Here is a 25,304-nt window from a genome sequence, read left to right as displayed (position 1 = left end):
GGCACTCTCCGCTCTGCGCCGCCCGGCGGCGCCTCCCCGCGCCGTGCTGTATCCGAAGGAATTCGACGTCATCGTCGTCGGCGGTGGCCATGCCGGCACCGAAGCCGCGCTGGCCGCGGCGCGCATGGGCTGCGCGACGCTGCTGCTGACGCACAACATCGAGACGCTCGGCCAGATGAGCTGCAACCCGTCGATCGGCGGGATCGGCAAGGGCCACCTGGTCAAGGAAGTCGACGCGCTCGGCGGCGCGATGGCGCTGGCCGCCGACGAGGCCGGCATCCAGTTCCGCATCCTCAATTCGAGCAAGGGTCCTGCCGTGCGCGCGACGCGCGCGCAGGCCGACCGCGTGCTCTACAAGGCGGCGATCCGTCGCCGGCTCGAGAACCAACCCAACCTGTGGCTGTTTCAGCAGGCGGTCGACGACCTGATGCTCGAGGGCGACCGCGTCGTCGGCGCGGTGACGCAGGTCGGCGTGCGCTTCCGCGCGCGCGCCGTCGTGCTGACGGCCGGCACCTTTCTCGACGGGCGCATCCACGTCGGGCTGCAGCACTACAGCGCCGGCCGCGCCGGCGACCCGCCGGCGGTCACGCTGTCGGCGCGGCTGAAGGAGCTGAAGCTGCCGCAGGGGCGCCTGAAGACCGGCACGCCGCCGCGGCTCGACGGGCGCACGATCGACTTTGCGAAGCTCACTGAGCAGCCGGGCGACCTCGACCCGGTGCCGGTGTTCAGCTTCATCGGCGATCGCGCGATGCACCCGCGGCAGGTGCCGTGCTGGATCACGCACACCAACGAGCGCACGCACGAGATCATCCGCAGCGGGTTCGACCGCAGCCCGATGTTCACCGGCAAGATCGAGGGCGTCGGCCCGCGCTACTGTCCGAGCATCGAGGACAAGATCAACCGTTTCGCCGACAAGGCGAGCCACCAGATCTTCCTCGAGCCGGAAGGGCTGACGACGAACGAGTTCTACCCGAACGGCATTTCGACCTCACTGCCATTCGACGTCCAGCTCGCCGCGGTGCGGTCGATGCCCGGGCTCGAGCAGGCGCACATCCTGCGTCCCGGCTACGCGATCGAGTACGACTACTTCGACCCGCGCGCGCTGACGTCGAGCTTCGAGACGCGCTCGATCCGCGGCCTGTTCTTCGCCGGCCAGATCAATGGCACGACCGGCTACGAGGAGGCGGCGGCGCAGGGCCTGTTCGCCGGCGTCAACGCCGCGCTGCAGGTGCAGGGGCGAGAGCCGTGGCTGCCCGGGCGCGACGAGGCGTACCTCGGCGTGCTCGTCGACGACTTGATCACGCGCGGCGTCAGCGAGCCGTATCGGATGTTCACGAGCCGCGCCGAGTACCGGCTGCAGCTGCGCGAGGACAACGCCGACCTGCGGCTGACCGAGACCGGGCGCCGGCTGGGCCTCGTCGACGACGCGCGCTGGGACCGCTTCTGCCGCAAGCGCGACGCGATCGCCCGTGAAAGCGAACGCCTGAAGTCGACCTGGGTGCACCCCGGCATCGTCGACGCCGCGCTGGCCGAGCGGCTGCTGGGCAAGGCGATCGAGCGCGAGTACGCGCTGGTCGACCTGCTGCGGCGACCCGGCGTCGGCTACGACGCCGTCGTCGCGCTGCACGCCGATGCCGTCGCCCGGCGTGGTGGCGAGCCGCAGCCTACGGTTTCACGTGAAACGTGGCGCGCCGAGCTCGGCATCGACCTGGCCGACGCCGTGATCGAGCAGGTCGAGATCGCGACCAAGTACGCCGGCTACATCGACAAGCAGCAGGCCGACGTCGCGCGCGCCGCGGCGCTCGAGCACCTGCGGCTGCCGCCGGACCTCGACTACGACCAGGTCGCCGCGCTGTCGTTCGAGGTGCGCCAGAAGCTCAGCCAGCACCGCCCGCAGACACTGGGGCAGGCGTCGCGGATCTCGGGCGTGACGCCGGCGGCGCTGTCGCTGCTGCTCGTGCACCTGCGCAAGGGCCGCTGGAAGGAGTGGGCAGCCAACGACACGCCGGGCGCGGCCAGCGACGCCGCGGCGTGAGCGCGGCCGAACTGCGGCCTGGCATCGACGCCGCAGCCGTCGCGCGGGTCGCGGCCGCGCTCGGGCTGGCGCCGACGCCGGCCCAGTGCGAGAGGCTGGCGGCCTTCGGGCAGCTGCTGCTGCGCTGGAACCGCACCTACAACCTGACCTCGATCCGCGAACCGTCGCAGGTGCTGACGCACCACCTCGCCGACTGTCTGGCGGCGGTGCCGCCGCTGCAGCGCTGGCTGGACGTTCACGGTGAGCACGAGCCGATGCGGCTGCTCGACGTTGGCAGCGGCGGTGGCCTGCCGGGCGTCGTATGGGCCGTGATGCTGCCGGCGCTGCAGATTGTTTGCGTCGACACGGTTGGCAAGAAGGCGGCGTTCGTCCAGCAGGTGGCGGCCGAGCTGCGGCTGCCGAACCTGCGCGGCGTGCACGCGCGCGTCGAGGCGCTCGACGGCCGCTTCGACGTCGTCGCGTGCCGCGCGTTCGCGACGCTGGCCGACTTCGCGGCGCTGACGCGCGGGCACGTCGCGGCCGGCGGCGTCTGGCTCGCGCTGAAGGGGCGCCGTCCCGACGACGAGATCGCCGCGCTGCCGCCCGACATCGACGTGTTTCACGTGGAACCGCTGGCGGTGCCCGGCCTCGACGCCGAACGCTGCCTGGTGTGGATGCGTCCGCGCCACACGGGAGCCGGCTGACGACGCCCACCGGCCGGTTCCGGCGCCGCGAGGCGCCGGCGCGGCCCCGAAACGCGATACCCTCGCGCCCGGCGCGCAACGCCGGCCCTCCCTCCGTAGCTCAAGGCCTTCACGATGTTCGGCATCGCCGACTACCCCGCGTTCTGCCTCGCGATCCTGGTCTTCCTCGCACTGCCCGGGCCGGGCACGTTCGCGCTGCTGACGTCGACCGGCAAGGGCGGCTTCAGGGCCGGTGCGGCGGCGACGGCCGGCGTCATCGTCGGCGACCAGGTGCTGCTGTGGCTCGCGGTGGCCGGCGTCGCCGCGCTGCTTGCGGCGCACCCCGCGCTGTTCCAGGCGGTGCAGTACCTCGGCGCCGCGTACCTGGCCTGGATCGGGCTCAGGCTGCTGTTCGCCCGGCCCGGCGCGAGTTCGCCGGTCGCGATCCATGCCGGCCACTATGCGCGGCAGGCGTTGCTGATCACGCTGCTCAACCCGAAGGCTATCGTTTTCTACATGGCCTTCTTCCCGCTGTTCATCGACCCCGCGACACACCGCGGCGCGCCGACCTTCGCCGCGATGGCCGTGACGATCGCCCTGCTCACCGCTGCGTACGGCCTGCTGCTGTGCGCGTTCGCCCGCGCCGTCAGTGCGCAGGTGCGCCGCCACCAGCGGCTCGCGCACGGCCTCGAGCGCGCCGCCGGCGTCGCGCTCGTCGGCTTCGGCCTGCGCCTGGCCGCACCCTGACCCGCCTTCCCTCCGAAGCCCCCGCAGCCCCTGTCCATGTCCTCGCGCATCTTCTGCATCGCCAACCAGAAAGGCGGCGTCGGCAAGACGACGACCACCGTCAACCTCGCCGCCGGGCTCGCGCGGCTCGGGCAGCGCGTGCTCGTCGTCGACCTCGACCCGCAGGGCAACGCGACGATGGGTTCCGGCATCGACAAGCGCACGCTCGAGTCGAGCGTCTACGACGTGCTGCTCGAGACCGCGACGGTCGCCGAGGCGCGGCGGCGCGCCGATGGCGCCGGCTACGACCTGCTGCCGGCCAACCGCGAGCTCGCCGGCGCCGAGGTCGAGCTCGTCGGGCTCGAGCACCGCAACGAGCGGCTGCGCCGCGCGCTGGCGGCGGCACGCGACGACTACGACGTCGTGCTGATCGACTGCCCGCCGACGCTGAACCTGCTGACGATCAACGGGCTGGTCAGCGCGCACGGCGTCATCGTGCCGATGCAGTGCGAGTACTTCGCGCTCGAGGGGCTGTCGGACTTGGTCAACACGATCCGCCAGATCCACGCCAACCTGAACCGCGACCTGCAGGTCATCGGGCTGCTGCGCGTGATGTTCGACCCGCGCATCACGCTGCAGCAGCAGGTCAGCGACCAGCTCAAGACGCACTTCGGCGACAAGGTGTTCGATACCGTGATCCCGCGCAACGTGCGCCTGGCCGAGGCGCCGAGCTACGGCCAGCCCGGTGTCGTGTTCGACCCGGCGGCCAAGGGGGCGCAGGCCTACCTCGAGTTCGCGCGCGAACTGGTGCAGCGTCTGGCGACGCTGAAGTGACGGGCCGCCGCTGGCGGCTTCGTCCCCAACGTTCTCAGCGAGTTCTACGCGAGCCCCAGGCCCTCGTCGACGCCGAGGTGCACGTTCATGCACTGCACCGCGGCGCCGCTCGCGCCCTTGCCGAGGTTGTCGAGCCGCGCGACGAGTAACGCCTGGTCGGCAGCGCCGAAGACGAAGATGTCGAGGCGGTTCGTGTCGTTGCAGCCCTGCACGTCGAAGAAGCCGTCGGCCAGCGTCGCCGGGTCCGACAGCGGCATCACGCGCACGAAGCGCTCGCCGGCGTAGCGGTGTTGCAGCGCCGCGTGCAGCGCGGCGGCGTCGACGCCGCCCGGCAATTGCGTGTAGTGCAAGGGCACACTCACCGCCAAGCCCTTGTAGAACGGGCCCACGACGGGCAGGAACATCGGCCGCGCGTGCAGCCCCGTGTGCGCCACCATCTCGGGAATGTGCTTGTGCGCAAGCGACAGCGCGTACGGGCGCGGCGCCTGCAGCCGCGCGTCGCCACCGGCGGCGTACTGCTCGATCATCTTTTTGCCGCCGCCCGAGAAGCCGGTCAGCGACGTGGCCGCCACCGGCAGCGCGTGCGGCACCAGCCCGGCGTCGACGAGCGGGCGCAGCAGCGCGACGAAGGCCGTCGCGTGGCAGCCGGGGTTCGCGATGCGCTTGCCTGCGCGCAGCCGCTCGCGCTGGCCCGGCGCCAGTTCCGGGAAGCCGTAGACCCAGCCGGAGGCGGTGCGGTGTGCGGTGCTGGCGTCGATCAGGCAGGTACGCGGGTTCGTCACCAGCTCGACCGCCTCGCGCGCCGCGGCGTCGGGCAGGCACAGGAACGCGACGTCGGCGGCGTTGAGCAGGCGGGCGCGCTCGGCCGGGTCCTTGCGCCGCTCGGGGTCGATCTTCAGCAGTTCGACGTCGCTGCGCGCCGCCAGCACCTCGTGGATGCGCAGGCCCGTCGTGCCTTCTTGGCCGTCGACATAGACCACGTGCTTGCTCGCCATCTCCTGTCCTTCGCTGCGGCGCCGCGCCGCCAGGCGGCGAGCATAAACCGCGCGCGGCGATCCCCGACAATCGGCGCATGGCGACGAAGAAACCCAAGGGGCTCGGGCTGGGCCTCGAAGCGCTGCTCGGGCCCAAGGTCAGCGACGCGCCGGCACCCGCCGGCGCGCCGTCGACGCTGAAGCTGTCGCAGCTGCAGCCGGGCAAGTACCAGCCGCGCACGCGCATGGACGAGGGCGCGCTGTACGAGCTGGCCGAGAGCATCCGCAGCCAGGGCGTGATGCAGCCGATCCTCGTGCGCCCGGTCGCGCCGCACGGCTTCGAGATCATCGCCGGCGAGCGGCGCTACCGCGCCGCGCAGCTCGCCGGCCTCGACGAGGTGCCGGTGCTCGTCAGGGACGTGCCCGACGAGACCGCGGCCGTGATGGCGCTGATCGAGAACATGCAGCGCGAGGACCTGAACCCGCTCGAAGAGGCGCAGGGCCTGCAGCGGCTGGTCGGCGAGTTCGGCCTCACGCACGAGCAGGCGGCGCAGGCGGTCGGGCGTTCGCGCAGCGCAGCGACGAACCTGCTGCGCCTGCTGAACCTGAGCGCGCCGGTGCAGCAGATGCTGCTCGCCGGCGACCTCGACATGGGCCACGCGCGCGCGCTGCTCGCGCTCGACGCGGCGCAGCAAATCCTCGCGGCGAACCAGATCGCGGCCAAGAAGATGTCGGTGCGCGAGGCCGAGCAGCTGGTCGCGCGCATGCAGGCACCGCCACGCGCCGGCGCCGCGGGCCGTTCGCCGGCCAAGGCCGCCGCGGCCAAGCCGCGCGATGTCGTGCGGCTCGAGGAGCAGCTCGCCGACCGGCTCGCCGCGCCGGTCGAGATCCGCCTGCAGCGCAAGGGCAAGGGCCGCCAGGCGGGCGAAGTGGCGATCCGCTTCGGCTCGCTCGACGAATTGCACGGGCTGCTCGAGCGGCTCGGCGTGCACGAGGGCTGAGTTGCCTCGCGTGTCGCGGCGGCGGGGCCGTCGAGCCGAGGGGCGTTTTCGGTGAGCGTGCGCTCGCTCTGGCGCTGGCCTGTGCCGGCGCTGACGGCTTGGTTGCTCGCGTGGGCCGGTTATGCGGCGCTGGCGCTTGGCGGTGCGGCGCCGGCCGTGGCGCTGGCGGGCGGCACCGTGATCGGCGGCCTGTTCGCGCTGACGGTGGGCACGCGCTGGCGCCGGCTGATCGTCGCCGCGGGCTTCCCGCTGTCGCTGGCCGCCAGCGGCGCGGCGCTGCCGGGCTGGGCGTGGCTGCTGCCGCTGGCGCTGCTCGTGCTGCTGTATCCGCTGCGCAGCTGGCACGACGCGCCGCTGTTTCCGACGCCGCGCGGCGCACTCGACGGGCTGGCGGCGGCCGCGCCGCTGCCGAACGGCGCGCGCGTGCTCGACGCCGGCTGCGGCGTCGGCGACGGGCTGCTCGCGCTGCGCGACGCGTACCCGCACGCGGCGATCACCGGCATCGAGTGGAGCCGCCCGCTGGCGATGCTCGCGCGGCTGCGCTGCCGCTTCGCCGACGTGCGGCGCGGCGACCTGTGGGCGGCCGACTGGTCGGGCTTCGACCTCGTCTACCTGTTCCAGCGCCCCGAGAGCATGCCGCGCGCCGCGGCCAAGGCGGCACGCGAGCTGCGCCCCGGCGCGTGGCTCGTCAGCCTCGAGTTCGCGGTTCCCGGCTGGCGCGCGGCAGCGCAGCTGCAGGCGGTACCCGGCAAGCCGGTATGGGTATACCGGATGCCGCCGCCGGCTACGCGCTGACGGGGTCCCCGACGGCGGCCTCGGCGTCGTCGAGCCAGGCCTGCATCGCATCCGGAAAAGTTTCACCCGGCGCCAGCCGCCAGCGGCGCCGGGCCAGCCGGCCGATCGCGCGCAGCTGCCACGCGGCCTCCTCGGCCAGCAGCGACAGCTCGAACGCGAGCTCGCGGTCGACGCCGCCGGCCACGAGCATCGGCCACTGCTCGGGTGCGGCGCCGGCCCCGGCCAGCATGCGCATCAGCGTGCGGCAGCGCTCCTCGATGTCGCGCACGACCTGCTGCCGCTCGGCCGAGAGGCCGGCCGCGCCCGGCGGCCAGCTCGACAGCACCTGCTGCAGCGTCTGCAGCCGCTGCACGACGGTGCCCAGCGGCACGTCGCGTGCTGGCGCGCCGCCGGGGGCGAGCAGCGGGAACAGGCGCCGCACCAGCGTCGCGTCGAGGCGGCGATAGCTCATGCGCAGTTTCAGCGACAGCCGCGACTCGAATCGGTCCGGGGCGAGCGCGTGCTGGGCGGCCACCAGGTCGGCGGCGCCGAGCACGCGGCCCCACGGCATGATGAAGGGGTGGTGCCGCTCGAGCAGCATCGCGCTGACCAGCGGATGCGCATACAGCTGCCGCCGCTGGTCGCGCGACAGCGGCACCGCCGGCTGCAGCAGCACCGGGTCGATGTGCATCATGCCGAGGTCGCGCAGCAGCGCCGCGGCGGCGATCTGCGTGAGGTCCTGCTGTGTGGCCAGCCCTTCGTCGCCAAGCCATGCCGCTGTCAGCGCGCCGGCCACGGCGTGCTGGAACAGCGCCGGCTGCAGCTCGTGCATCAGCGTCAGCTGGAACGCGATCGGCCGCGGCAGCGGCACGGCCTCGATCGCGGCGAGCAGCCGGTCGCGCCGCAGCGGCTGCGCGACCATCCGCTCGTAGACCCGCTCGTCGACGGCGACCCCGGCCTCGATGACCTTGATGCCCTGCGTGTTGTAGATCGCCTTCGAGACGATCACCGGGCGTCGGCGTCCGAGTTCGGCAACCGCCCGCGCCAGATGTTGCGGTGCCGGCGGCACGAAGCTCATGGTTGTTCGTTATCGACAGGCCCGCGCGCGGCGTGCCGAGCGCCACCGCCGCGAGCCGAGGCATCTGTACGCGGGCGGGGTGCGCCTGCGACGGGCAAGCGTGCGACCGGCGACGGACTCGGGAATCGACGGCGCGACATCGCATCGCGGACCATCGCGGTGCACCGTGACACGGCTTGCCCCGACGCGTCGGGCGGCATGTTCTGCGATGGTGCTGTCAGCCCCGGGGTGGGGCGCTGCGTTAACGCCTCAGGGGTCACGCTCTTGACGTCGGGTACGTTGGCAGGGCATGGTCCTTGCTGACGCAACGCCAGGAACTGGCGGCTTATGCCGCCACTCCTTGTGGGATCGCTCTGCGGCGAATCGACGAAGCTGGAGACGACGCCATACTGAACCGCACATGCCGTTGACCGGAAAGCTCTGATGGCGCCCGGGCCTGTACAGCCGGGACTTCATCAGAACTTCCCAGACGCGCGGGGGGCAGGCACCCGCCCGCGCGCCGTCCGAACCAGGAGGTCCGCATGGACGTGATCAGCCGGCTGAAAGATCGCTACGAGCGCTTGCGCGAGGAAGAGCTCTCGCTCGAGGAGTACCTCGCGGAGTGCAAGCGCAACCCGCTCGCCTACGCCACTGCCGCCGAGCGCATGCTCAAGGCGATCGGCGAGCCGCAGATGGTCGACACGCGCAACGACCCGCGGCTGTCGCGCATCTTCGCGAACAAGGTCATCAAGATCTACCCGGCGTTCGCCGAGTTCTACGGCATGGAAGACGCGATCGAGCAGGTCGTGTCCTACTTCCGCCACGCGGCGCAGGGGCTCGAGGAGAAGAAGCAGATCCTCTACCTGCTCGGGCCCGTGGGTGGTGGCAAGAGCTCGATTGCCGAGCGGCTCAAGCACCTGATGGAGCAGGTGCCGTTCTATGCGATCAAGGGCTCGCCGGTCAACGAGTCGCCGCTCGGGCTGTTCGACCCCGCCGAGGACGGGCCGATCCTCGAAAAGGAATACGGCATCCCGCAGCGCTACCTCAACCGCATCCTGAGCCCCTGGGCGGTCAAGCGGCTCGAGGAGTTCGGCGGCGACATCCGCAAGTTCCGCGTCGTCAAGCGCTATCCGTCGATCCTCAAGCAGATCGCGATCGCGAAGACCGAGCCCGGCGACGAGAACAACCAGGACATCTCCTCGCTCGTCGGCAAGGTCGACATCCGCAAGCTCGAGACCTACGCGCAGGACGACCCCGACGCGTACAGCTATTCGGGCGGCCTGTGCCTCGCGAACCAGGGTCTGCTCGAGTTCGTCGAGATGTTCAAGGCGCCGATCAAGGTGCTGCACCCGCTGCTGACGGCGACCCAAGAAGGCAACTTCAAGGGCACCGAGGGCTTCGGCGCGATCCCGTTCGACGGCGTGATCCTCGCGCACAGCAACGAGAGCGAGTGGAAGGCCTTCCGCAACAACAAGAACAACGAGGCCTTCCTCGACCGCATCTACATCGTCAAGGTGCCGTACTGCCTGCGCGTCAGCGAGGAGATCAAGATCTACGAGAAGCTGATCCGCAACTCGTCGCTCGCCGAGGCGACCTGCGCGCCCGGGACGCTGAAGATGATGGCGCAGTTCAGCGTGCTCACGCGGCTGAAGGAGCCCGAGAACAGCTCGATCTTCAGCAAGATGCTCGTCTACGACGGCGAGAACCTGAAGGACACCGACCCGCGCGCCAAGAGCATCCAGGAGTACCGCGACTACGCCGGCGTCGACGAGGGCATGAGCGGCATCTCGACGCGCTTCGCGTTCAAGATCCTGTCGAAGGTCTTCAACTTCGACAGCACCGAAGTCGCCGCCAACCCGGTGCATTTGATGTACGTGCTCGAGCAGCAGATCGAGCGCGAGCAGTTCCCGCCCGAGCTCGAGCAGAAGTACATCGGCTTCATCAAGGAGCAGCTCGCGCCGCGCTACGCCGAGTTCATCGGCAAGGAGATCCAGACCGCGTACCTGGAGAGCTACAGCGAGTACGGCCAGAACATCTTCGACCGCTACGTCACCTACGCCGACTACTGGATCCAGGACCAGGAATACCGCGACACCGACACCGGCGAGGTGTTCGACCGTGCGGCGCTCAACGCCGAGCTCGAGAAGATCGAGAAGCCCGCAGGCATCGCGAACCCGAAGGACTTCCGCAACGAGATCGTCAACTTCGTGCTGCGCGCGCGCGCGAACAACCAGGGCAAGAACCCGAACTGGACCAGCTACGAGAAGCTGCGCACCGTGATCGAGAAGAAGATGTTCTCGAACACCGAGGAGCTGCTGCCGGTGATCAGCTTCAACGCCAAGGCCAGCGCCGACGAGGCCAAGAAGCACGAGGACTTCGTGCAGCGCATGGTCGCCAAGGGCTACACGCCCAAGCAGGTGCGGCTGCTGTGCGAGTGGTACCTGCGCGTCAGGAAGTCCAGCTGAGTCCCGAGCAGGAGATCCGATGGCCTTGCAGAGCATCATCGACCGGCGTCTGGCTGGCAAGAACAAGTCGATCGGCAACCGCGAGCGCTTCCTGCGCCGCTACAAGGACAAGATCCGCGAAGCGGTCAGGCGCGCGGTCGACGGTCGCGGCATCCGCGACATGGAGCGCGCCGAGGACATCTCGATCCCGAAGAAAGACTTGTCGGAGCCGGTGTTCCACCACGGCCCCGGCGGGGTGCGCGAGATCGTGCACCCCGGCAACCGCGAGTACCTCAAGGGCGACCGCATCGAACGGCCGAAAGGCGGCGGGGGCGGCGGCAGCGGCAAGGGGCAGGCGAGCGACTCGGGCGAGGGCGAGGACGACTTCGTCTTCACGCTCAGCAAGGAAGAGTTCATGCAGGTCTTCTTCGAGGACCTCGCGCTGCCGCACCTCGTGCGCACGCAGCTCGCCGAGACGCCGGAGTGGAAGTACCACCGCGCCGGCTTCACGAGCGACGGCACGCCGAACAACCTGCACGTCGTGCGCTCGATGCGCGGCGCGATCGGCCGCCGCATCGCGATCGGCTCGGGCAGCCGCCGCGAGCTTCGCGAGATGGAGGCGCGCCTGGCCGAATGGCAGCGCTTTCCCGATGGCCGCGACGAGGAGATCGCCGCGCTGAAGGCCGAGATCGAGGCGTTGCGCCGCAGGCTCGAGCGCATCCCCTACCTCGACCCGATCGACCTGCGCTACCGCAGCCGCGTGCGCGTGCCGGTGCCGACGTCCAAGGCCGTGATGTTCTGCCTGATGGACGTCTCGGGCTCGATGGACGAGGCGCGCAAGGACCTCGCGAAGCGCTTCTTCATCCTGCTGTACCTGTTCCTGACCAAGCACTACGAGAAGATCGACATCGTCTTCATCCGCCACCACACGCAGGCGCAGGAGGTCGACGAGCAGAACTTCTTCCACGCCACCGAGACCGGCGGCACCGTCGTGTCGTCGGCGCTCGTGCTGATGGAGGAGATCATCCGCGCGCGCTACAGCCCGAGCGAGTGGAACATCTACGGCGCGCAGGCCAGCGACGGCGACAACTGGCACCACGACAGCGGCCGCTGCCGCGAGTTGCTGGCGCAGAAGATCCTGCCGCTGTGCCGGTACTACGCCTACGTGCAGGTCGCCGAGGAGGAGCAGAACCTGTGGGAGGAGTACACGCAGCTGCTCGCGACGCACCCCCACTTCGCGATGCGCAAGGCCACCGACGCATCGCAGATCTACCCCGTGTTCCGTGACCTCTTCAAGAAGGAGCAGGCCGCGGCCTGAGACACGCCATGACCGACCTCGGCATCGAACGCCGCCGCGCCAGCGACCCGTCGCGCATCCCGCCCGTCGGCGACCGGCGCCACGCCGGCGCGCGCCTGCAGGCGCCGCGGCCGTCGCCCGGTCGCGCCGCCGAGCCGCTGCCGGGGCCGAGCGACTGGACGTTCGAGCTGATCGAGCGCTACCACGACGTGATCCGCGCGACCGCCGAGCGCTACGGCCTCGACACGTACCCGAACCAGCTCGAAATCATCACCGCCGAGCAGATGATGGACGCCTACGCGTCGGTCGGCATGCCGGTGAACTACCGCCACTGGAGCTACGGCAAGGAGTTCATTGCCACCGAGAAGCAGTACCGCCGCGGGCACATGGGCCTCGCGTACGAGATCGTCATCAACTCGAACCCGTGCATCTCCTACCTGATGGAGGAGAACACGCTGGCGATGCAGGCGCTCGTGATCGCGCATGCGGCCTATGGCCACAACAGCTTCTTCAAGGGCAACTACCTGTTTCGCATGTGGACCGACGCGTCGGCGATCATCGACTACCTGGTCTATGCGAAGAACTACGTCGCCGAGTGCGAGGAGCGCCACGGCCTCGACAAGGTCGAGGAGTTCCTCGACTCGTGCCACGCGCTGGCCAACCACGGCGTCGACCGCTACCGCCGCCCGCAGCGCAAGACGCTGGCGCAGGAGCTCGCCGAACGCAAGGACCGCGAGGCCTACGCGCAGCAACAGGTCAACGACCTGTGGCGCACGCTGCCGCGGCGCGCCGAGAAGGAGGCCGTGGGCACCGACAGCCGGCGCTTCCCCGAGGAGCCGCAGGAGAACCTGCTGTACTTCATCGAGAAGAACGCGCCGCTGCTCGAGCCGTGGCAGCGCGAGATCGTGCGCATCGTGCGCAAGATCGCGCAGTACTTCTATCCGCAGCGCCAGACGCAGGTGATGAACGAGGGCTGGGCCACGTTCTGGCACTACAAGCTGCTCAACACGATGTACGACGATGGCTGGCTCACCGACGGCGTGATGATCGAGTGGCTGAAGTCGCACACCAACGTCATCTACCAGCCACCGGTGGGGCACCGCGCGTACTCGGGGATCAACCCCTATGCGCTCGGCTTCGCGATGTACAACGACATCCAGCGCATCTGCGAGGCGCCCACCGACGAGGACCGGCACTGGTTCCCCGACATCGCCGGCAAGCCGTGGCTGCCCACGCTCGACCACGCGATGCGCAACTTCAAGGACGAGAGTTTCATCGGGCAGTACCTGAGCCCGAAGCTGATGCGCGAGTTCCGCCTGTTCGCGATCACCGACGACGAGGACGAGCCCGAGCTCGAGGTCAGCGCGATCCACGACGACAGCGGCTACCGCCGCGTGCGCGAGGCGCTGTCGCGCCAGTACGACCTCGGCTCGCGCGAGCCGAACATCCAGGTCTGGAACGTCAACCTGAGGGGCGACCGGTCGCTGACGCTGCGCCACATGCAGCACAACGACCGCCCGCTCGCCGACAGCGCGCACGAAGTGCTCAAGCACGTCGCGCGGCTGTGGGGCTTTCCGGTCTCGCTCGAGAGCGTCAACGCGCGCGGCGAGGTGACCAAGCGCTGGTCGGTGCCCGCGCCGCCGCACGGGTGAGCCGGCGCCGCGCCAGCCTACAATCCCCACACCGATGGCCGGCGGAACGACGGGGCCGTACCGTCTCCCACGCGCCACCTGCCATCGCCGAGCCGCCCAGAAGTCAGTGCAGTGCCCGCACGGGGCCAAGGATGCTGTCGGGTCCGGCCGCGATCGGGTCGTCGGGCGCGTAGCCATGCGTGCCCTGGCACGCTCGAAGCGAGGGCTGACCCTTGACCTCCCGTGACGGCGACCACGCCGACCTGTCCGTCCTCTCCGCCTGGGCGCCCGAGCTGGCGCACACGTTCGCGTCGCTGGCGGGCGACATCGCGCTCGTCGTCGACGCCGACGGCACGATCCGCGTCGTCGCGCAGGGCGGGCGCGAGCCGATCGCGCCGGCCGCGAGCACCGAGTGGGTCGGCCGCCGGTGGGCCGACACCGTCACCGACGACACGCGCGCGAAGATCGAGCAGCTGCTCGCCGAGGTCGGTCGCACCGGCCGCGCCCGTGCGCGCGAGGTCAACCACCCCGGCGCCGCCGGCGGCGCGATCCCGGTGGCCTACACCGCGGTGCGGCTGGGCGAGAGCGGCCCGGTGCTCGTCGTCGGGCGCGACCTGCGCGCGATCACCGCGATCCAGCAGCGCTTCCTCGACGCGCAGCGCGAGCTCGAGCGCGGCTACTGGCGCACGAGGCAGGCCGAGGCGCGCTACCGCCAGCTGTTCCAGGTCGCCACCGACGCCGTCGTCGTCGTCGACGCGCAGACGCTGCGCGTGATCGAGGCCAACCCGTCGGCGGCGCAGCTGTTCGACCTGGCGCCGCAGGCGCTGCCGGGGCGCCGCATCGGGCAGCTGTTCGCGCGCACGTCGCGCCCGGCGGTCGAGCACCTGCTCGTCAGCGCGCGGGCCAGCGGCCGCGAGGCCGAGGTCCACGCGCAACTGGTCGGCCGCGTCGGCCGTGTCGCGGTGTCGGCGACACCGTTTCGCGCCGACGACGCGATGCGGCTGCTCGTGCGCGTGCGCGCCGACGAGCGCCAGCGCGACGCGGTCGACGTCGCGAACGCGATCGCGCGCCTCGTCGACGGCACGCGCGACGGCGTCGTCGTCACCGACTCGGGCGGGCGCATCCTGCATGCGAATCCCGCGTTCGTCGCACTGGTCGGCGAGCTGGCGGAGGACGCGGTGCGCGGGCAGCCACTGTCGAAGTGGCTGGTCGGCGAACGCGGCGAGTCCAGCGGTGTGCTGGCGGCTGCGCGCGCGCAGGGCGTCGTGCGCCGCGTCGCGGCCGCGCTGCAGGGCGCGCAAGGCGCGATGACGCCGGTCGAGGTCTCGGCGGCGCTGCTGACCGAGGGCGACCGCGAGTGCATCGGCGTCGTGCTGAACACGCGCGGCACGCACCAGATGCTCGACGTCTGGCCCGGCGACGCGCTGCGCACGGCGCTCGACCGGCTGGTCGCGCAGGTCGGCGAGACGACGCTGCCGGCGCTGTTGCGCGAGGCGAGTGACCTCGCGCAGCGCCATTTCATCGCGCTGGCGCTGCAGCAAGCCGGCGGCGACGCGGCGGCGGCGGCGCGGCGGCTGGGCATCAGCCGCGTGAGCCTGCGCCGCCGCCAGCGTCGGCTCGCCGGGGCGGCCCCGGCGCCGACCGACACGCCGGCGAGCGACGGCCAGACGCCGTGACGACGAGCCCGCCGTTCGGCCAGGCCGACCTCACGAACTGCGAGCGTGAGCTGATCCACCTCGCCGGCTCGGTGCAGCCGCACGGCTTCCTGCTCGTGCTGCGCGAGCCCGCGTTGCGCATCGTGCAGGCCAGCGCGAACGTCGAGCAGCACCTGGGCCTCGCAGCCACGGCGCTGCTGGGGCGCCCGCCGAGCGAGCTGGGCGGTGACTTCGACGCCGTGCTGCGTGCGCTCGCCGGCACCGCGCTCGACGAACCGGTGCCGCGGGATTGCCGCCTCGCGCCCGACGGCAGCGAGCGCCGTTTCGAGGTCGCCGTGCATCGCGTCGCCGACGCGTGCGGCTCGGTGCTGGTGGCCGAGTTCGAGCCGGCCGACGCCGACGCGGCCGACGTCGTCGACGTGCCGGCGCCACAGATCGTCGAGCACCTGACGCGCGCCGTGCAGCGCTTCGGGGCCACGACGACGATCGGCACGCTGGCCGACGCCGTCGTGCGCAGCGTGCGCGCCCTGACCGGCTACGACCGTGTGATGGTCTACAAATTCGATCCCGACGGGCACGGCCAGGTCATCGCCGAGGCGCGCGACGCGAGGCTCGAGCCGCTGCTCGGGCATCACTACCCGGCCACCGACATCCCGCAGCGTGCGCGCGAGCTGTACCTGCGCAACCGCCTGCGCGTGCTCGTCGACGTGCACTACACGGCGTCGCCGCTGGTGCCGGTGCGCGATCCGGACACGGGCGCCGACCTCGACATGTCGATGTGCCAGCTGCGCAGCATGTCGCCGCTGCACCTGCAGTACCTGAAGAACATGGGCGTGACGGCCACGCTCGTGGCCTCGCTCGTGCGCGAGGGCGCGCTGTGGGGGCTGATCGCGTGCCACCACTACCGCCCGCGCAACCTGCGGCTGCCGGTGCGCGCGGCGTGTGACCTGATCGCCGAGGTGGCCTCGACACGGATTGCTGCGATCGAGCACTACGCGCACGCGCAGGTCGCGATCCAGGTGCGACGGCTCGAGCAGCGCCTCATCGAGGCGACATCGACCGAGGGCGACTGGCGGCTGGCGCTGTTTCGCACGCCGCAGGCGCTGCTGCAGCCGCTCGACGCCACCGGCGCCGTGCTGTACTACGAGGGCGAGTTCCTGACCGCCGGCGAGTCACCGTCGACGCCCGAGCTGCGCGCGCTGCTGCAGTGGATCGACGGGCAGGTCGGCGCACAGCCGCCCGCCGCGCCGTTCGCGTGTTCGTCGCTCGCGCGTGCGCAGCCGGCGCTCGATTCGCTGACGCCCACCGCCAGCGGCGTGCTCGCGGTCAAGCTGTCGACGACGCGTCCCGACTACCTGCTGTGGCTGCGCAAGGAGCAGCTGCACAACGTCACCTGGGCCGGCGATCCGTCCAAGCCGATGGCTGCCAACGACCCGCTGCAGCTGTCGCCGCGGCGCTCGTTCGCGGCGTGGTCGGAGATCGTGCGCGGCACCGCGCAGCCGTGGACGCGCAGCGAGGTCGCGATGGCGCGCGCCTTCGGCGCCGCGCTGGCCGACATCATCGCGCAGGTCAACGCGGTGCGGCTGCTGATCGTCGAGCACCAGCGCGCGCAGGTGCTGGCCACCGTCGCCAGCGCCGTCGAGCCGGTGCTGGTGGCCGATGCCGATCGCCGCGTGCTGTTCGCCAACGAGAGCCTGCGCCGCCTCGCGCGCCGCGACGTGGCTGCCGGCACGCCGCTCGCCTCGATCGCCGACTGGTTCGCCGACATGCGCGCCGCGGGCCGCATGCTCGAGACGGTGTGCCACGGCCACGCCCCCTGGCGCGGCGAGCTGGCGCTGCGGCTGCCGGCGCACGGCGGCGACGCGGCGGTCGAGCTGCCGGTCGAAGTGCGCGCCGAGGTCGTCCCCACCCGCGACGGGCGCCCGCTGGGCTTCATCCTCGTGTTCGACGACCGCAGCGGCCCGCACCGCGCAGCCGACGCGCGCGCCCACCTCGAGGAGGCGCTGGTGCGCGCCGGCTTCGGCGCCGCCGCGGCGCCGGCGCGCGATGCACTGACGCAGGCCATCCTCGCCAACGCGAGTCTGGCGGCGATGGACATCGCCGACGCCGACGCGGCGTCGCCGGTGCCCGCGTTGCTGGCCGAGCTCGAGACGTCGATGCAGCGGGCGACGGCGCTGGTCGCGCGCATCCGCGACTTCGCGCGCGGCGCCTGAGCCCGCGGCAGCCGAGCCGCGCGGCTCAGCGATCGGCGGCGCGAAGGCCGGCTCCGGCGACGTCGGCGAGTTCGGCAAACACTGCGTCGTGGCGGCAGAACGCGGCGCGGGCCTCGTCGACGATGTCGTCGACGGGCCGGTCGCGACCGAGCGCATCGAGGGCGTCGCGCAGCGCCCGCGCCAGCGCGGTGACTTCGGCCGCATCGCCGAAGTCGTAGAACGCCAAGGCCCGCCCGGGCGGCAGCGCCAGCGCGCGGGCGACGACGGCGCGCAGCCGCTGCCCGCCGGCGAGGTCGCCGAGGTAGCGCACGTAGGCGTGCGCGATCAGGCGCTGCGCGCCGGCCTGCGACAGACGCTGCAGGTGCGCGACGTAGTCGCTCATCGCCGGTGTCAGGGCGAGCTCGTCGCGCCAGCGCGGACCGTGGACGTCGTGCAGGTCGGCCGCCAGCGCGGCCTCGCGCCGCAGTGCCGGCTGCGCGAACGGGGCCAGCCGCTCGTCGTCGGCGATGCGCTCCAGGCCGGCCTCGAGCGCGGCATACAGCGCGTGCAGGTTGCGCATCAGCAGCAGGTGGCCGGCGCGCGGCAGCGTGCCGCGCAGCAGCGCGCGGATGAAGGCGCTGCGCTCGACCTGCACGTGCAGCTCGTGCGTCGCTTCGCGCAGCCGCCGCGACAGAGGGACGTCCGGGTCCCCGGGGCCCCGTTGCGGTGCCGTCGCACGAACCGGCGGCATTGCGTCAGCGCGCGGGCGGTCGCGCGCCGAGCTGCCAGATCCACGCCGGCGGCAGGTTGCCCCAGACGACGCCGCGGCGGTGCCAGACGAGGCCGGTGGCCGCGTCGACGGCGAACGGCGCGCGCGGCTGGTAGGTGTATTGCACGAGGCGGCGGCGCGGGTCGGCGCGCAGGAACGCCTCGATCGCGCGGCGCGTGACGTCGTGCCACACCGGCGGCAGCGAGCGAAACGGCAGCGACGAGACGATCACCGCGTCGCCGGGGCGCGACTGCAGCGACGCGAGCACCTCGTGTGCCGGCGCGCAACGCACGTCCAGCCGCGGGTAGCGCTGACGCAGCCGCTGCGCCCACTGCGGGTCGATCTCGACGGCCACCAGCGGCAGCGTCGGGTGGCGGCGGCGCAGCGCGTCGGTGACGGCGCCGGTGCCGGCGCCGAGTTCGACGATCCATTGCGCACCGTCGGCAGCGGCGGCCATCGCGCTGGCCAGACGCCGCGACGACGGCACGACGGCACCGACGAGGGCCGGCTGCGCGAGGGCGTGCACGACGAAGGCGCCGGCGCTGCGGGTGCGCCGCGCCGTCACGCGCGCGCGCAGCCGCGCCGCGCGCCAGGGGCGGGTGCGCGTGAGGCGCCGCAGCGCGTCGGCGTCGTCGCGCGGCGGCGTGCCGCCCGCGTCAGAGGGCAAAGATCTTCCCCGGGTTCATGATGTTCTTCGGGTCGAGCGCGCGCTTGACCTGTCGCATCAGCTCGACGGCGCCGGCGCCCGCCTCGTCGACGAGGAAGCCCATCTTGTGCAGGCCCACGCCGTGCTCGCCGCTGCAGGTGCCCTCGAGGCGCAGTGCGCGCTGCACCATCTGCAGGCTCAGCCGCTCGGCGGTGTCGCGCTCCTCGGGCTTGTCGGGGTCGATCAGGTAGCCGAGGTGGAAGTTGCCGTCGCCGACGTGGCCGACGATGAAGTAGGGCAGACCGGCTTGCTCGGCTTCGCGCTGGCTCTCGCCGATGCTCTGCGCCAGCCGCGAGATCGGCACGCAGGTGTCGGTGGTCACGCAGCGGCAGCCGGGCTTGGTCTGCAGCGCGGCGAAGTAGGCACGGTGGCGCGCGGTCCACAGCCGCGTGCGTTCCTCGGGGGTCGTCGCCCACTGGAAGTCCTGGCCGCCGTGCTCCTTCGCGATGGCCTGCACGAACTCGGCCTGCTCGCGCACGCCGGCCTCGCTGCCGTGGAATTCCATCAGCAGCATCGGCTCCTCGCGCAAATCGAGCTTCTCGTAGCGGTTGACGGCACGCACGGCGTTGGCGTCGAGCAGCTCGCAGCGCGCGATCGGCACGCCCATCTGGATGATCTGGATCGTCGCGTCGACCGCGGCGGCGATGCTTGGGAACTGGCAGATCGCCGCACTGACCGCCTCGGGCAGCGGGTACAGCTTGAGCGTGACTTCCGTCATCACGCCCAGCGTGCCCTCGCTGCCGACGAACAGGCGCGTCAGGTCGTAGCCGGCGCTGGACTTCTTGGCCCGCGTGCCGGTGCGGATGACCTCGCCGCTGGCGGTGACGACCGTCAGGCCGAGCACGTTCTCGCGCATCGTGCCGTAGCGCACCGCGTTCGTGCCGCTGGCGCGCGTGGCGGCCATGCCGCCGATCGTCGCGTTGGCACCGGGGTCGATCGGAAAGAACAGGCCGGTGTCGCGGATCTCGCGGTTGAGCTGCTCGCGCGTGACGCCGGCTTCGACGGTGACGGTCAGGTCCTCGGGGTTCACGCGCACGATGCGGTTCATCCGCGACAGGTCGATGCTGACGCCGCCGTGCACCGCGAGCAGGTGGCCTTCGAGCGACGAGCCGATGCCGTACGGGATCACCGGCACCCCGTGTTCGGCGGCGAGCCCGACGACGAACGCGACCTCGTCGGTCGACTCGCAGAACACGACGGCGTCGGGCGGCGTCGTCGGGTAGGGGCTCTCGTCGCGGCCGTGCTGTTCGCGCACCGCGGCGGCGGTCGTGCAGCGCTCGCCGAGGCGGGCCTTCAGCGCGTCGAGCATCGCCGGAGGCGGCGCGCGGCGTTCGGCGGCGGGCAGCACGGCGTGCGGCAGCGGTGCGTTCACGGGCAGTCTCCTCGCGGGCGGTGGCGGGGTCGCGCAACCCATTCTAGGGACGTCGGCCCGCGCGGCACGGCGCTGCTAGCATCCCCCCATGAGCAACCGCCTGACGCAGATCGCCACGCGCACCGGCGACGACGGCACCACCGGCCTCGGCGATGGCACGCGCACGCGCAAGGATGCGCTGCGCGTGCAGGCGATGGGCGACGTCGACGAGCTCAATGCGACACTCGGCGTGCTGCTCGCCGAGCCGCTGCCCGACGACGTGCGCGCGCTGCTGGTCGCGATCCAGCACGAGCTGTTCAACCTCGGCGGCGAGCTGTCGATCCCCGGCTACGAGCTGCTCAAGGCCGAGGCGGTGGCGCGACTGGACGAGGCGCTTGAGCACTTCAACGCGCAGCTGCCGCGCCTGAAGGAGTTCATCCTGCCCGGCGGCACGCGCAGCGCGGCACTCGCGCACGTCAGCCGCACCGTCGCGCGTCGCGCCGAGCGCGCCGTCGTCGCGCTCGCCGCGCACGAGGCCGTCAACGCGGCGCCCCGCCAGTACCTGAACCGGCTGTCGGACCTGCTGTTCGTGCTCGCGCGCGTGCTCAACCGCGCCAACCTCGACGGCAAGGGCGGTGACGACGTCTACTGGCGCTCCGAGCGCCTCGCGCGCGACGGCGGCTGAAGCGCTCGCGCGGTTGCCGGCCGGTGTGCCGACGCCTCGGCGGCCGTGTACGGCGCTGCGGACGGCGCGCTCAGTAGCCGGTCGTCATCGCCGCGACGTCGACCGTGATCACCGGGCGGTCGAGCGCGCCGGCGGCCGCGCGGGCGTAGTCGCGCGCGAATGCCGCGTCGCGGAAACCCTCGGCGCCGACCGCGGCGGCGATCGCGAGCAGCTTGTCGGCCGTCAGCACCTTGCCGCTGGCCTGCGCGACCGTGCAGCCGTTGGCCTCGAACTGCGCATCGAGCCGGGCGCGCGCGGCCTGCGGCGGCATCGGCTCGAGCCCGTCGAGCGGGATGTCGAACTCGTCGCGCTCCGAGAAACGGACCAGCACGTAGCGTCGCATCGCAAAGCCTCCGGGTCAGGATGGCGCGATCGTAGCGCCGCCCGCAGCCCTCAGTCCTGACGCGCGCGCCGCGCCTGCACCGCGCCGTGCAGGATCTCGAGCACCTCGAGCGAGTCGTCCCAGCCCAGGCATGCGTCGGTGATGCTCTTGCCGTACTCGAGGGCGGCCGGGTCGTCCTTGCCAGCGGTGAACTTCTGGTTGCCTTCGTGCAGGTGGCTCTCGACCATCACGCCGAAGATGCAGCGGCTGCCGCCGGCGAGCTGCTGCGCGACGTCGCGCGCGACGTCGATCTGGCGCCGGTGCTGCTTGTTGCTGTTGGCGTGGCTGCAGTCGATCATCAGCCGGCACGGCAGCTTGGCGGCCTCGATCTCGCGGCACGCGGCGGCGACGTGCTCGGCGTCGTGGTTCGGCGCCTTGCCGCCGCGCAGGATCACGTGGCAGTCCTTGTTGCCCTTGGTCTCGACGATCGCGACCTGGCCGTTCTTGTGCACCGACAGGAAGTGGTGCGGGCGCATCGCGGCCTGGATCGCGTCGATCGCGATCTTGACGTTGCCGTCGGTGCCGTTCTTGAAGCCGATCGGCGCGCTCAGCCCCGACGCGAGTTCGCGGTGGACCTGGCTCTCCGTCGTGCGCGCGCCGATCGCGCCCCAGCTGATCAGGTCGCCGATGTACTGCGGGCTGATCACGTCGAGGAACTCGCTGCCGGCCGGCAGCCCGAGGCGGTTGATGTCGAGCAGCAGCTGGCGTGCGATGCGCAGCCCCTCGTCGATGCGGAAGCTCTCGTCGAGGTAGGGGTCGTTGATCAGCCCCTTCCAGCCCACCGTTGTGCGCGGCTTCTCGAAGTACACGCGCATCACGATCTCGAGCGTGCCGGCGTACTTGTCGCGCTGCGCTTTCAGTCGCCGCGCGTAGTCCATCGCCGCCACCGGGTCGTGGATCGAGCACGGGCCGATCACGACGAGCAGGCGGTCGTCGTGGCCGCCCAGGATCTTGCGGATGTGCTGGCGCGTGCGCACGACGAGCTGCTCCATCGGCGTGCCGCGGATCGGGAAGAAGCGGATCAGGTGCTCCGGCGGCGGCAGCGGCGTGATGTCGTGGATGCGCTCGTCGTCGGTCTGGCTCGTGCGGTCCGGCGGCGAGTGGCGCGGCTCGGCGACGGGGGCGGCGGCCTTGGCGTTCATCGGGGCTTCTCCTGCAGCGGGGTGTGGGGATCGGGGCGAAAAAAAACCGCCGGGGGTCACCCGGCGGTTTCAGGATTCGGTCGGCTCGTTCGTCTACGCGCTGTCCTCTCCTGCGCCGGGGCGCCGCGAGAACCAAAAGTACGCAAAGAAGAACGCGCTGCGAGACATGACCACGAATGTAGCACGGGCGTGCTGCGCTGCGTCAAGCGCGCTGCGGCGCCGATGCGACGGTCGCGTCAGTAACGCTGCGCGTCGAACCCTGCGCCGCGCAGCGCCGCGAGCACGGCGTCGACGTGGGCGTGGTGGCGCGTCTGCAGCACGAGCTCGATCTCGACGTGCTGGCCGGCCAGCGCCGAGAACGCGCGCTGGTGGTGCACTTCGTCGACGTTGGCGCCGGCTTCGGCGACGATCGCGGTGATGCGCGCGAGGTGCCCGGGCAGGTCGCGCGCGCCGACGCGGATGCGCGCCAGCCGCCCGGCGCGCACCATGCCGCGCTCGATGATCGCGGCCAGCAGCAGCGGGTCGATGTTGCCGCCGCACAGCACGAGGCCGACGCAGCGCCCCGCGTAGCGCGCGGGCTCCTTGAGCACCGCGGCGAGGCCGGCGGCGCCGGCGCCTTCGACGACGGTCTTCTCGATCTCGAGCAGCATCACGACGGCCTGCTCGATGTCGCCTTCGTCGACGAGGACGACGTCGTCGACGAGCCGCTCGACGATCGCGCGCGTCAGCCGCCCCGGCTCGCCGACCGCGATGCCCTCGGCGATCGTGCCGGGGCCGATCGGCAGCGCGGTGCCCTTGACCGCGTTGTACATGCCGGGAAAGCGCACCGACTGCACGCCGACGAGGCGCACGTCGGGGCGCTCGGCCTTCACTGCGGTGGCGATGCCGCCGATCAGCCCGCCGCCGCCGATCGCGACGACGAGGGTGTCGATCTCGGGCTGCGCGCGCAGCATCTCGAGGCCGATCGTGCCCTGGCCGGCGATCACGAGCGGGTCGTCGAACGCGTGCACGAACTCGAGCCCGCGCTCGGCCGCGAGCCGCAACGCGTGCTCGCGCGCGGCGTCGAAGCTGTCGCCGTGCAGCACGATCTCGGCACCGAAGCCGCGTGTGCGCTCGACCTTGACGCCGGGCGTGAAGGTCGGCATCACGATCACGGCGGGCAGCCCCAGGCGCTGCGCGTGGTAGGCCACGCCCTGTGCGTGGTTGCCGGCCGACGCGGCGATGACGCCCTTCGGCGCTGCGCCGGTCTCGAGCAGCGCCGCGAGCTTGTTGAGCGCGCCGCGCTCCTTGAACGATGCGGTGAACTGCAGGTTCTCGAACTTCAGGAACACCCGGCAGCCGAGCAGCGCGCCCAGCGTGCGGCTTTCCAGGCACGGCGTGTCGAGCACCTGCCCGGCGATGCGCCGCGCGGCCGCGGCGACGTCGGCGGCGGTGGGTAGCGCCGGCGCGGGGTTCAGGCGGTCCCCCCGACGGTGAGCCCGTCGATGCGCAGCGTCGGCTGGCCGACGCCGACCGGCACGCTCTGGCCTTCCTTGCCGCAGGTGCCCACGCCGGCGTCGAGCTGCAAGTCGTTGCCGATCATCGTCACGCGCGTCAGCGCGTCGGGGCCGTTGCCGATGATCGTCGCGCCCTTGACCGGGTACTGGATGCGCCCGTTCTCGACCCAGAACGCCTCGCTGGCCGAGAACACGAACTTGCCGCTCGTGATGTCGACCTGCCCGCCGCCGAAGTTCGTCGCGTACAGCCCTTTCTTGACGCTGGCGACGATCTCGTCGGGCGACTTGTCGCCGGCGAGCATGTAGGTGTTGGTCATGCGCGGCATCGGCACGTGCGCATAACTCTCGCGGCGGCCGTTGCCGGTGGGCTTGACGCCCATCAGCCGCGCGTTCATCGCGTCCTGGATGTAGCCCCTGAGGATGCCGTCCTCGATCAGCACGGTGCGCTGCGTCGCGTGGCCCTCGTCGTCGACGTTGAGGCTGCCGCGGCGGTCGGGGATCGTGCCGTCGTCGAGCACCGTCACGCCCCTGGCCGCGACGCGCTGCCCGATGCGGCCGCTGAACGCGCTTGAGCCCTTGCGGTTGAAGTCGCCCTCGAGCCCGTGGCCGACCGCCTCGTGCAGCAGCACGCCGGGCCAGCCGGGGCCGAGCACGACGACCATCTCGCCCGCCGGCGCCGGGCGGCTCTCGAGGTTCGTCAGCGCGGCGTTGACGGCCTGGTCGACGTAGGCCTCGATCTGCGCGTCCTGGAAGTGGCCGAGCCCGAAGCGTCCGCCGCCGCCGCCGGTGCCGATCTCGCGGCGGCCGTTCTGTTCGGCGATCACCGTCACCGACAGCCGCACGAGCGGGCGCACGTCGGCCGCGCGCGTGCCGTCGGCGCGCGCGACGAGCACGACGTCGTGCTCGGCCGCCACACCGGCCATCACCTGCACGATGCGCGGGTCCTTCGCGCGCGCGAGCTTCTCGACCTTCTCGAGCAGCGCCACCTTGCTCGCGCTGTCGAGCGTCGCGATCGGGTCGGTCGGCGCGTACAGCGTGCGGCTGCGAGCGACCTTGGCCGCAGCGACCTTGACGCGCCGGCTCTGACCGGCCGCGGCGATCGTGCGCACGGTGCGCGCGGCGTCGAGCAGCGCGGCTTCCGACAGGTCGTCGGAGTAGGCGAACGCGGTCTTCTCGCCGGCCACCGCGCGCACGCCGACGCCCTGCTCGATGCTGAAGCTGCCGCTCTTGACGATGCCTTCCTCGAGGCTCCAGCCCTCGTGGCGCGTGAGCTGGAAGTACAGGTCCGCGTCGTCGACGCGGTGCTCGCCGATCAGCGCGAGCGCGCGGGCCAGCGTGGCGTCGGTCAGCCCGTAGGGCTCGAGCAACACGGCTTGCGCGTGCGCGAGGCGTTCGAGGGTCGGTTCGCGCGAGATCATGCGTCGATTCTAGGCAGCGCATCGCGCCGCGCGG

General features: G+C 71.8%; 21 protein-coding genes. 12 read left to right on the top strand and 9 right to left on the bottom strand.

From position 1 onward, the window contains the following. The first annotated feature begins 43 nt into the window (after positions 1-43). The 4 genes from mnmG to MOJ79_RS00400 all read left to right on the top strand — a co-directional run bounded on the left by mnmG (position 44) and on the right by MOJ79_RS00400 (position 4,257). Positions 44-2,035 carry a tRNA uridine-5-carboxymethylaminomethyl(34) synthesis enzyme MnmG gene (gene mnmG, locus MOJ79_RS00415; RefSeq protein WP_241922368.1) on the top strand — a complete coding sequence of 664 codons (1,992 nt, stop codon included), beginning with the start codon at positions 44-46 and terminating at the stop codon, positions 2,033-2,035. Further along, positions 2,032-2,718, top strand: coding sequence for a 16S rRNA (guanine(527)-N(7))-methyltransferase RsmG (gene rsmG, locus MOJ79_RS00410; RefSeq protein ID WP_442863079.1), 687 nt, complete (start codon positions 2,032-2,034; stop codon positions 2,716-2,718). Before mnmG ends, rsmG begins: the two co-directional genes overlap by 4 nt. A 114-nt stretch (positions 2,719-2,832) precedes the next feature. Further along, positions 2,833-3,444, top strand: coding sequence for a LysE family transporter (locus MOJ79_RS00405; RefSeq protein WP_241922367.1), 612 nt, complete (start codon positions 2,833-2,835; stop codon positions 3,442-3,444). Between the two features lie 36 nt (positions 3,445-3,480). Continuing rightward, positions 3,481-4,257, top strand: coding sequence for a ParA family protein (locus MOJ79_RS00400; RefSeq protein WP_241922366.1), 777 nt, complete (start codon positions 3,481-3,483; stop codon positions 4,255-4,257). 44 nt (positions 4,258-4,301) lie between these two features. Here the strand turns inward: MOJ79_RS00400 and argC are convergent, their stop codons facing one another. Continuing rightward, positions 4,302-5,252 (bottom strand): N-acetyl-gamma-glutamyl-phosphate reductase, encoded by a 951-nt coding sequence (gene argC, locus MOJ79_RS00395; protein WP_241922365.1) that lies wholly within the window; start codon positions 5,250-5,252, stop codon positions 4,302-4,304. A 77-nt stretch (positions 5,253-5,329) separates the two neighbouring features. Between argC and MOJ79_RS00390 the strand changes: the two genes are divergently transcribed. Continuing rightward, complete coding sequence (locus MOJ79_RS00390) at positions 5,330-6,232, top strand: ParB/RepB/Spo0J family partition protein (RefSeq protein WP_241922364.1); 903 nt, start codon at positions 5,330-5,332, stop codon at positions 6,230-6,232. 51 nt (positions 6,233-6,283) lie between these two features. Next, positions 6,284-7,027, top strand: coding sequence for a class I SAM-dependent methyltransferase (locus MOJ79_RS00385; RefSeq protein ID WP_241922363.1), 744 nt, complete (start codon positions 6,284-6,286; stop codon positions 7,025-7,027). Here MOJ79_RS00385 and MOJ79_RS00380 read toward each other — a convergent pair. Then, on the bottom strand, positions 7,017-8,015 hold the full coding sequence (locus MOJ79_RS00380) for a hypothetical protein (protein WP_241922362.1): 999 nt from the start codon (positions 8,013-8,015) through the stop codon (positions 7,017-7,019). The two genes, MOJ79_RS00385 and MOJ79_RS00380, sit on opposite strands and share 11 nt — an antisense overlap. Positions 8,016-8,605: 590 nt before the next feature. On the opposite strand from MOJ79_RS00380, the gene MOJ79_RS00375 reads away from it, so the two are divergent. The 5 genes from MOJ79_RS00375 to MOJ79_RS00355 all read left to right on the top strand — a co-directional run bounded on the left by MOJ79_RS00375 (position 8,606) and on the right by MOJ79_RS00355 (position 17,303). Next, positions 8,606-10,528 (top strand): PrkA family serine protein kinase, encoded by a 1,923-nt coding sequence (locus MOJ79_RS00375; RefSeq protein WP_241922361.1) that lies wholly within the window; start codon positions 8,606-8,608, stop codon positions 10,526-10,528. Between the two features lie 19 nt (positions 10,529-10,547). Further along, a complete protein-coding gene (locus MOJ79_RS00370) occupies positions 10,548-11,825 on the top strand; it encodes a YeaH/YhbH family protein (RefSeq protein ID WP_241922360.1) in 1,278 nt (425 codons plus the stop codon). An 8-nt stretch (positions 11,826-11,833) separates the two neighbouring features. After that, positions 11,834-13,456 carry a SpoVR family protein gene (locus MOJ79_RS00365; RefSeq protein WP_241922359.1) on the top strand — a complete coding sequence of 541 codons (1,623 nt, stop codon included), beginning with the start codon at positions 11,834-11,836 and terminating at the stop codon, positions 13,454-13,456. 212 nt (positions 13,457-13,668) lie between these two features. Then, positions 13,669-15,111, top strand: coding sequence for a transcriptional regulator PpsR (gene ppsR, locus MOJ79_RS00360; protein WP_241922358.1), 1,443 nt, complete (start codon positions 13,669-13,671; stop codon positions 15,109-15,111). Next, positions 15,108-17,303, top strand: coding sequence for a GAF domain-containing protein (locus MOJ79_RS00355; RefSeq protein WP_241922357.1), 2,196 nt, complete (start codon positions 15,108-15,110; stop codon positions 17,301-17,303). Before ppsR ends, MOJ79_RS00355 begins: the two co-directional genes overlap by 4 nt. A 25-nt stretch (positions 17,304-17,328) precedes the next feature. On the opposite strand, the gene MOJ79_RS00350 is transcribed toward MOJ79_RS00355, so the two are convergent. From MOJ79_RS00350 to MOJ79_RS00340, 3 genes are read right to left on the bottom strand one after another with little or no spacing between them, the layout of a single operon-like run. Then, positions 17,329-18,033 carry a biliverdin-producing heme oxygenase gene (locus MOJ79_RS00350; RefSeq protein WP_241922356.1) on the bottom strand — a complete coding sequence of 235 codons (705 nt, stop codon included), beginning with the start codon at positions 18,031-18,033 and terminating at the stop codon, positions 17,329-17,331. 4 nt (positions 18,034-18,037) lie between these two features. Then, positions 18,038-18,718: a class I SAM-dependent methyltransferase gene (locus MOJ79_RS00345; RefSeq protein WP_241922355.1), complete on the bottom strand. Its 681-nt coding sequence runs from the start codon at positions 18,716-18,718 to the stop codon at positions 18,038-18,040. Continuing rightward, positions 18,708-20,129 (bottom strand): FAD-binding oxidoreductase, encoded by a 1,422-nt coding sequence (locus MOJ79_RS00340; RefSeq protein ID WP_419187065.1) that lies wholly within the window; start codon positions 20,127-20,129, stop codon positions 18,708-18,710. Before MOJ79_RS00340 ends, MOJ79_RS00345 begins: the two co-directional genes overlap by 11 nt. Positions 20,130-20,217: 88 nt before the next feature. Here MOJ79_RS00340 and MOJ79_RS00335 point away from each other — a divergent pair, with 88 nt between their 5' ends. Next, positions 20,218-20,793, top strand: a complete 576-nt coding sequence (locus MOJ79_RS00335) for a cob(I)yrinic acid a,c-diamide adenosyltransferase (RefSeq protein WP_241922354.1) — start codon at positions 20,218-20,220, stop codon at positions 20,791-20,793. 70 nt (positions 20,794-20,863) lie between these two features. On the opposite strand, the gene MOJ79_RS00330 is transcribed toward MOJ79_RS00335, so the two are convergent. From MOJ79_RS00330 to tldD, 4 genes are all read right to left on the bottom strand, one after another. Then, the gene (locus tag MOJ79_RS00330; protein ID WP_241922353.1) at positions 20,864-21,175 is read right to left on the bottom strand and encodes a hypothetical protein; all 312 of its coding nucleotides are present in this window, start codon (positions 21,173-21,175) and stop codon (positions 20,864-20,866) included. Between the two features lie 50 nt (positions 21,176-21,225). Then, on the bottom strand, positions 21,226-22,356 hold the full coding sequence (locus tag MOJ79_RS00325) for a 3-deoxy-7-phosphoheptulonate synthase (protein WP_241922352.1): 1,131 nt from the start codon (positions 22,354-22,356) through the stop codon (positions 21,226-21,228). Between the two features lie 236 nt (positions 22,357-22,592). Further along, positions 22,593-23,744, bottom strand: a complete 1,152-nt coding sequence (locus MOJ79_RS00320) for a threonine ammonia-lyase (RefSeq protein WP_241922351.1) — start codon at positions 23,742-23,744, stop codon at positions 22,593-22,595. Positions 23,745-23,809: 65 nt separating this feature from the next. Beyond that, positions 23,810-25,270 (bottom strand): metalloprotease TldD, encoded by a 1,461-nt coding sequence (tldD, locus tag MOJ79_RS00315; protein WP_241922350.1) that lies wholly within the window; start codon positions 25,268-25,270, stop codon positions 23,810-23,812. Positions 25,271-25,304: the final 34 nt, after the last annotated feature.

The organism is Calidifontimicrobium sp. SYSU G02091, from assembly GCF_022631395.1.
In the GTDB taxonomy this organism is placed as follows: domain Bacteria; phylum Pseudomonadota; class Gammaproteobacteria; order Burkholderiales; family Burkholderiaceae_C; genus Calidifontimicrobium; species Calidifontimicrobium sediminis.
Note: the sequence above shows the minus strand (reverse complement) of the source record. Positions and strands in the feature narration are given on the sequence as shown.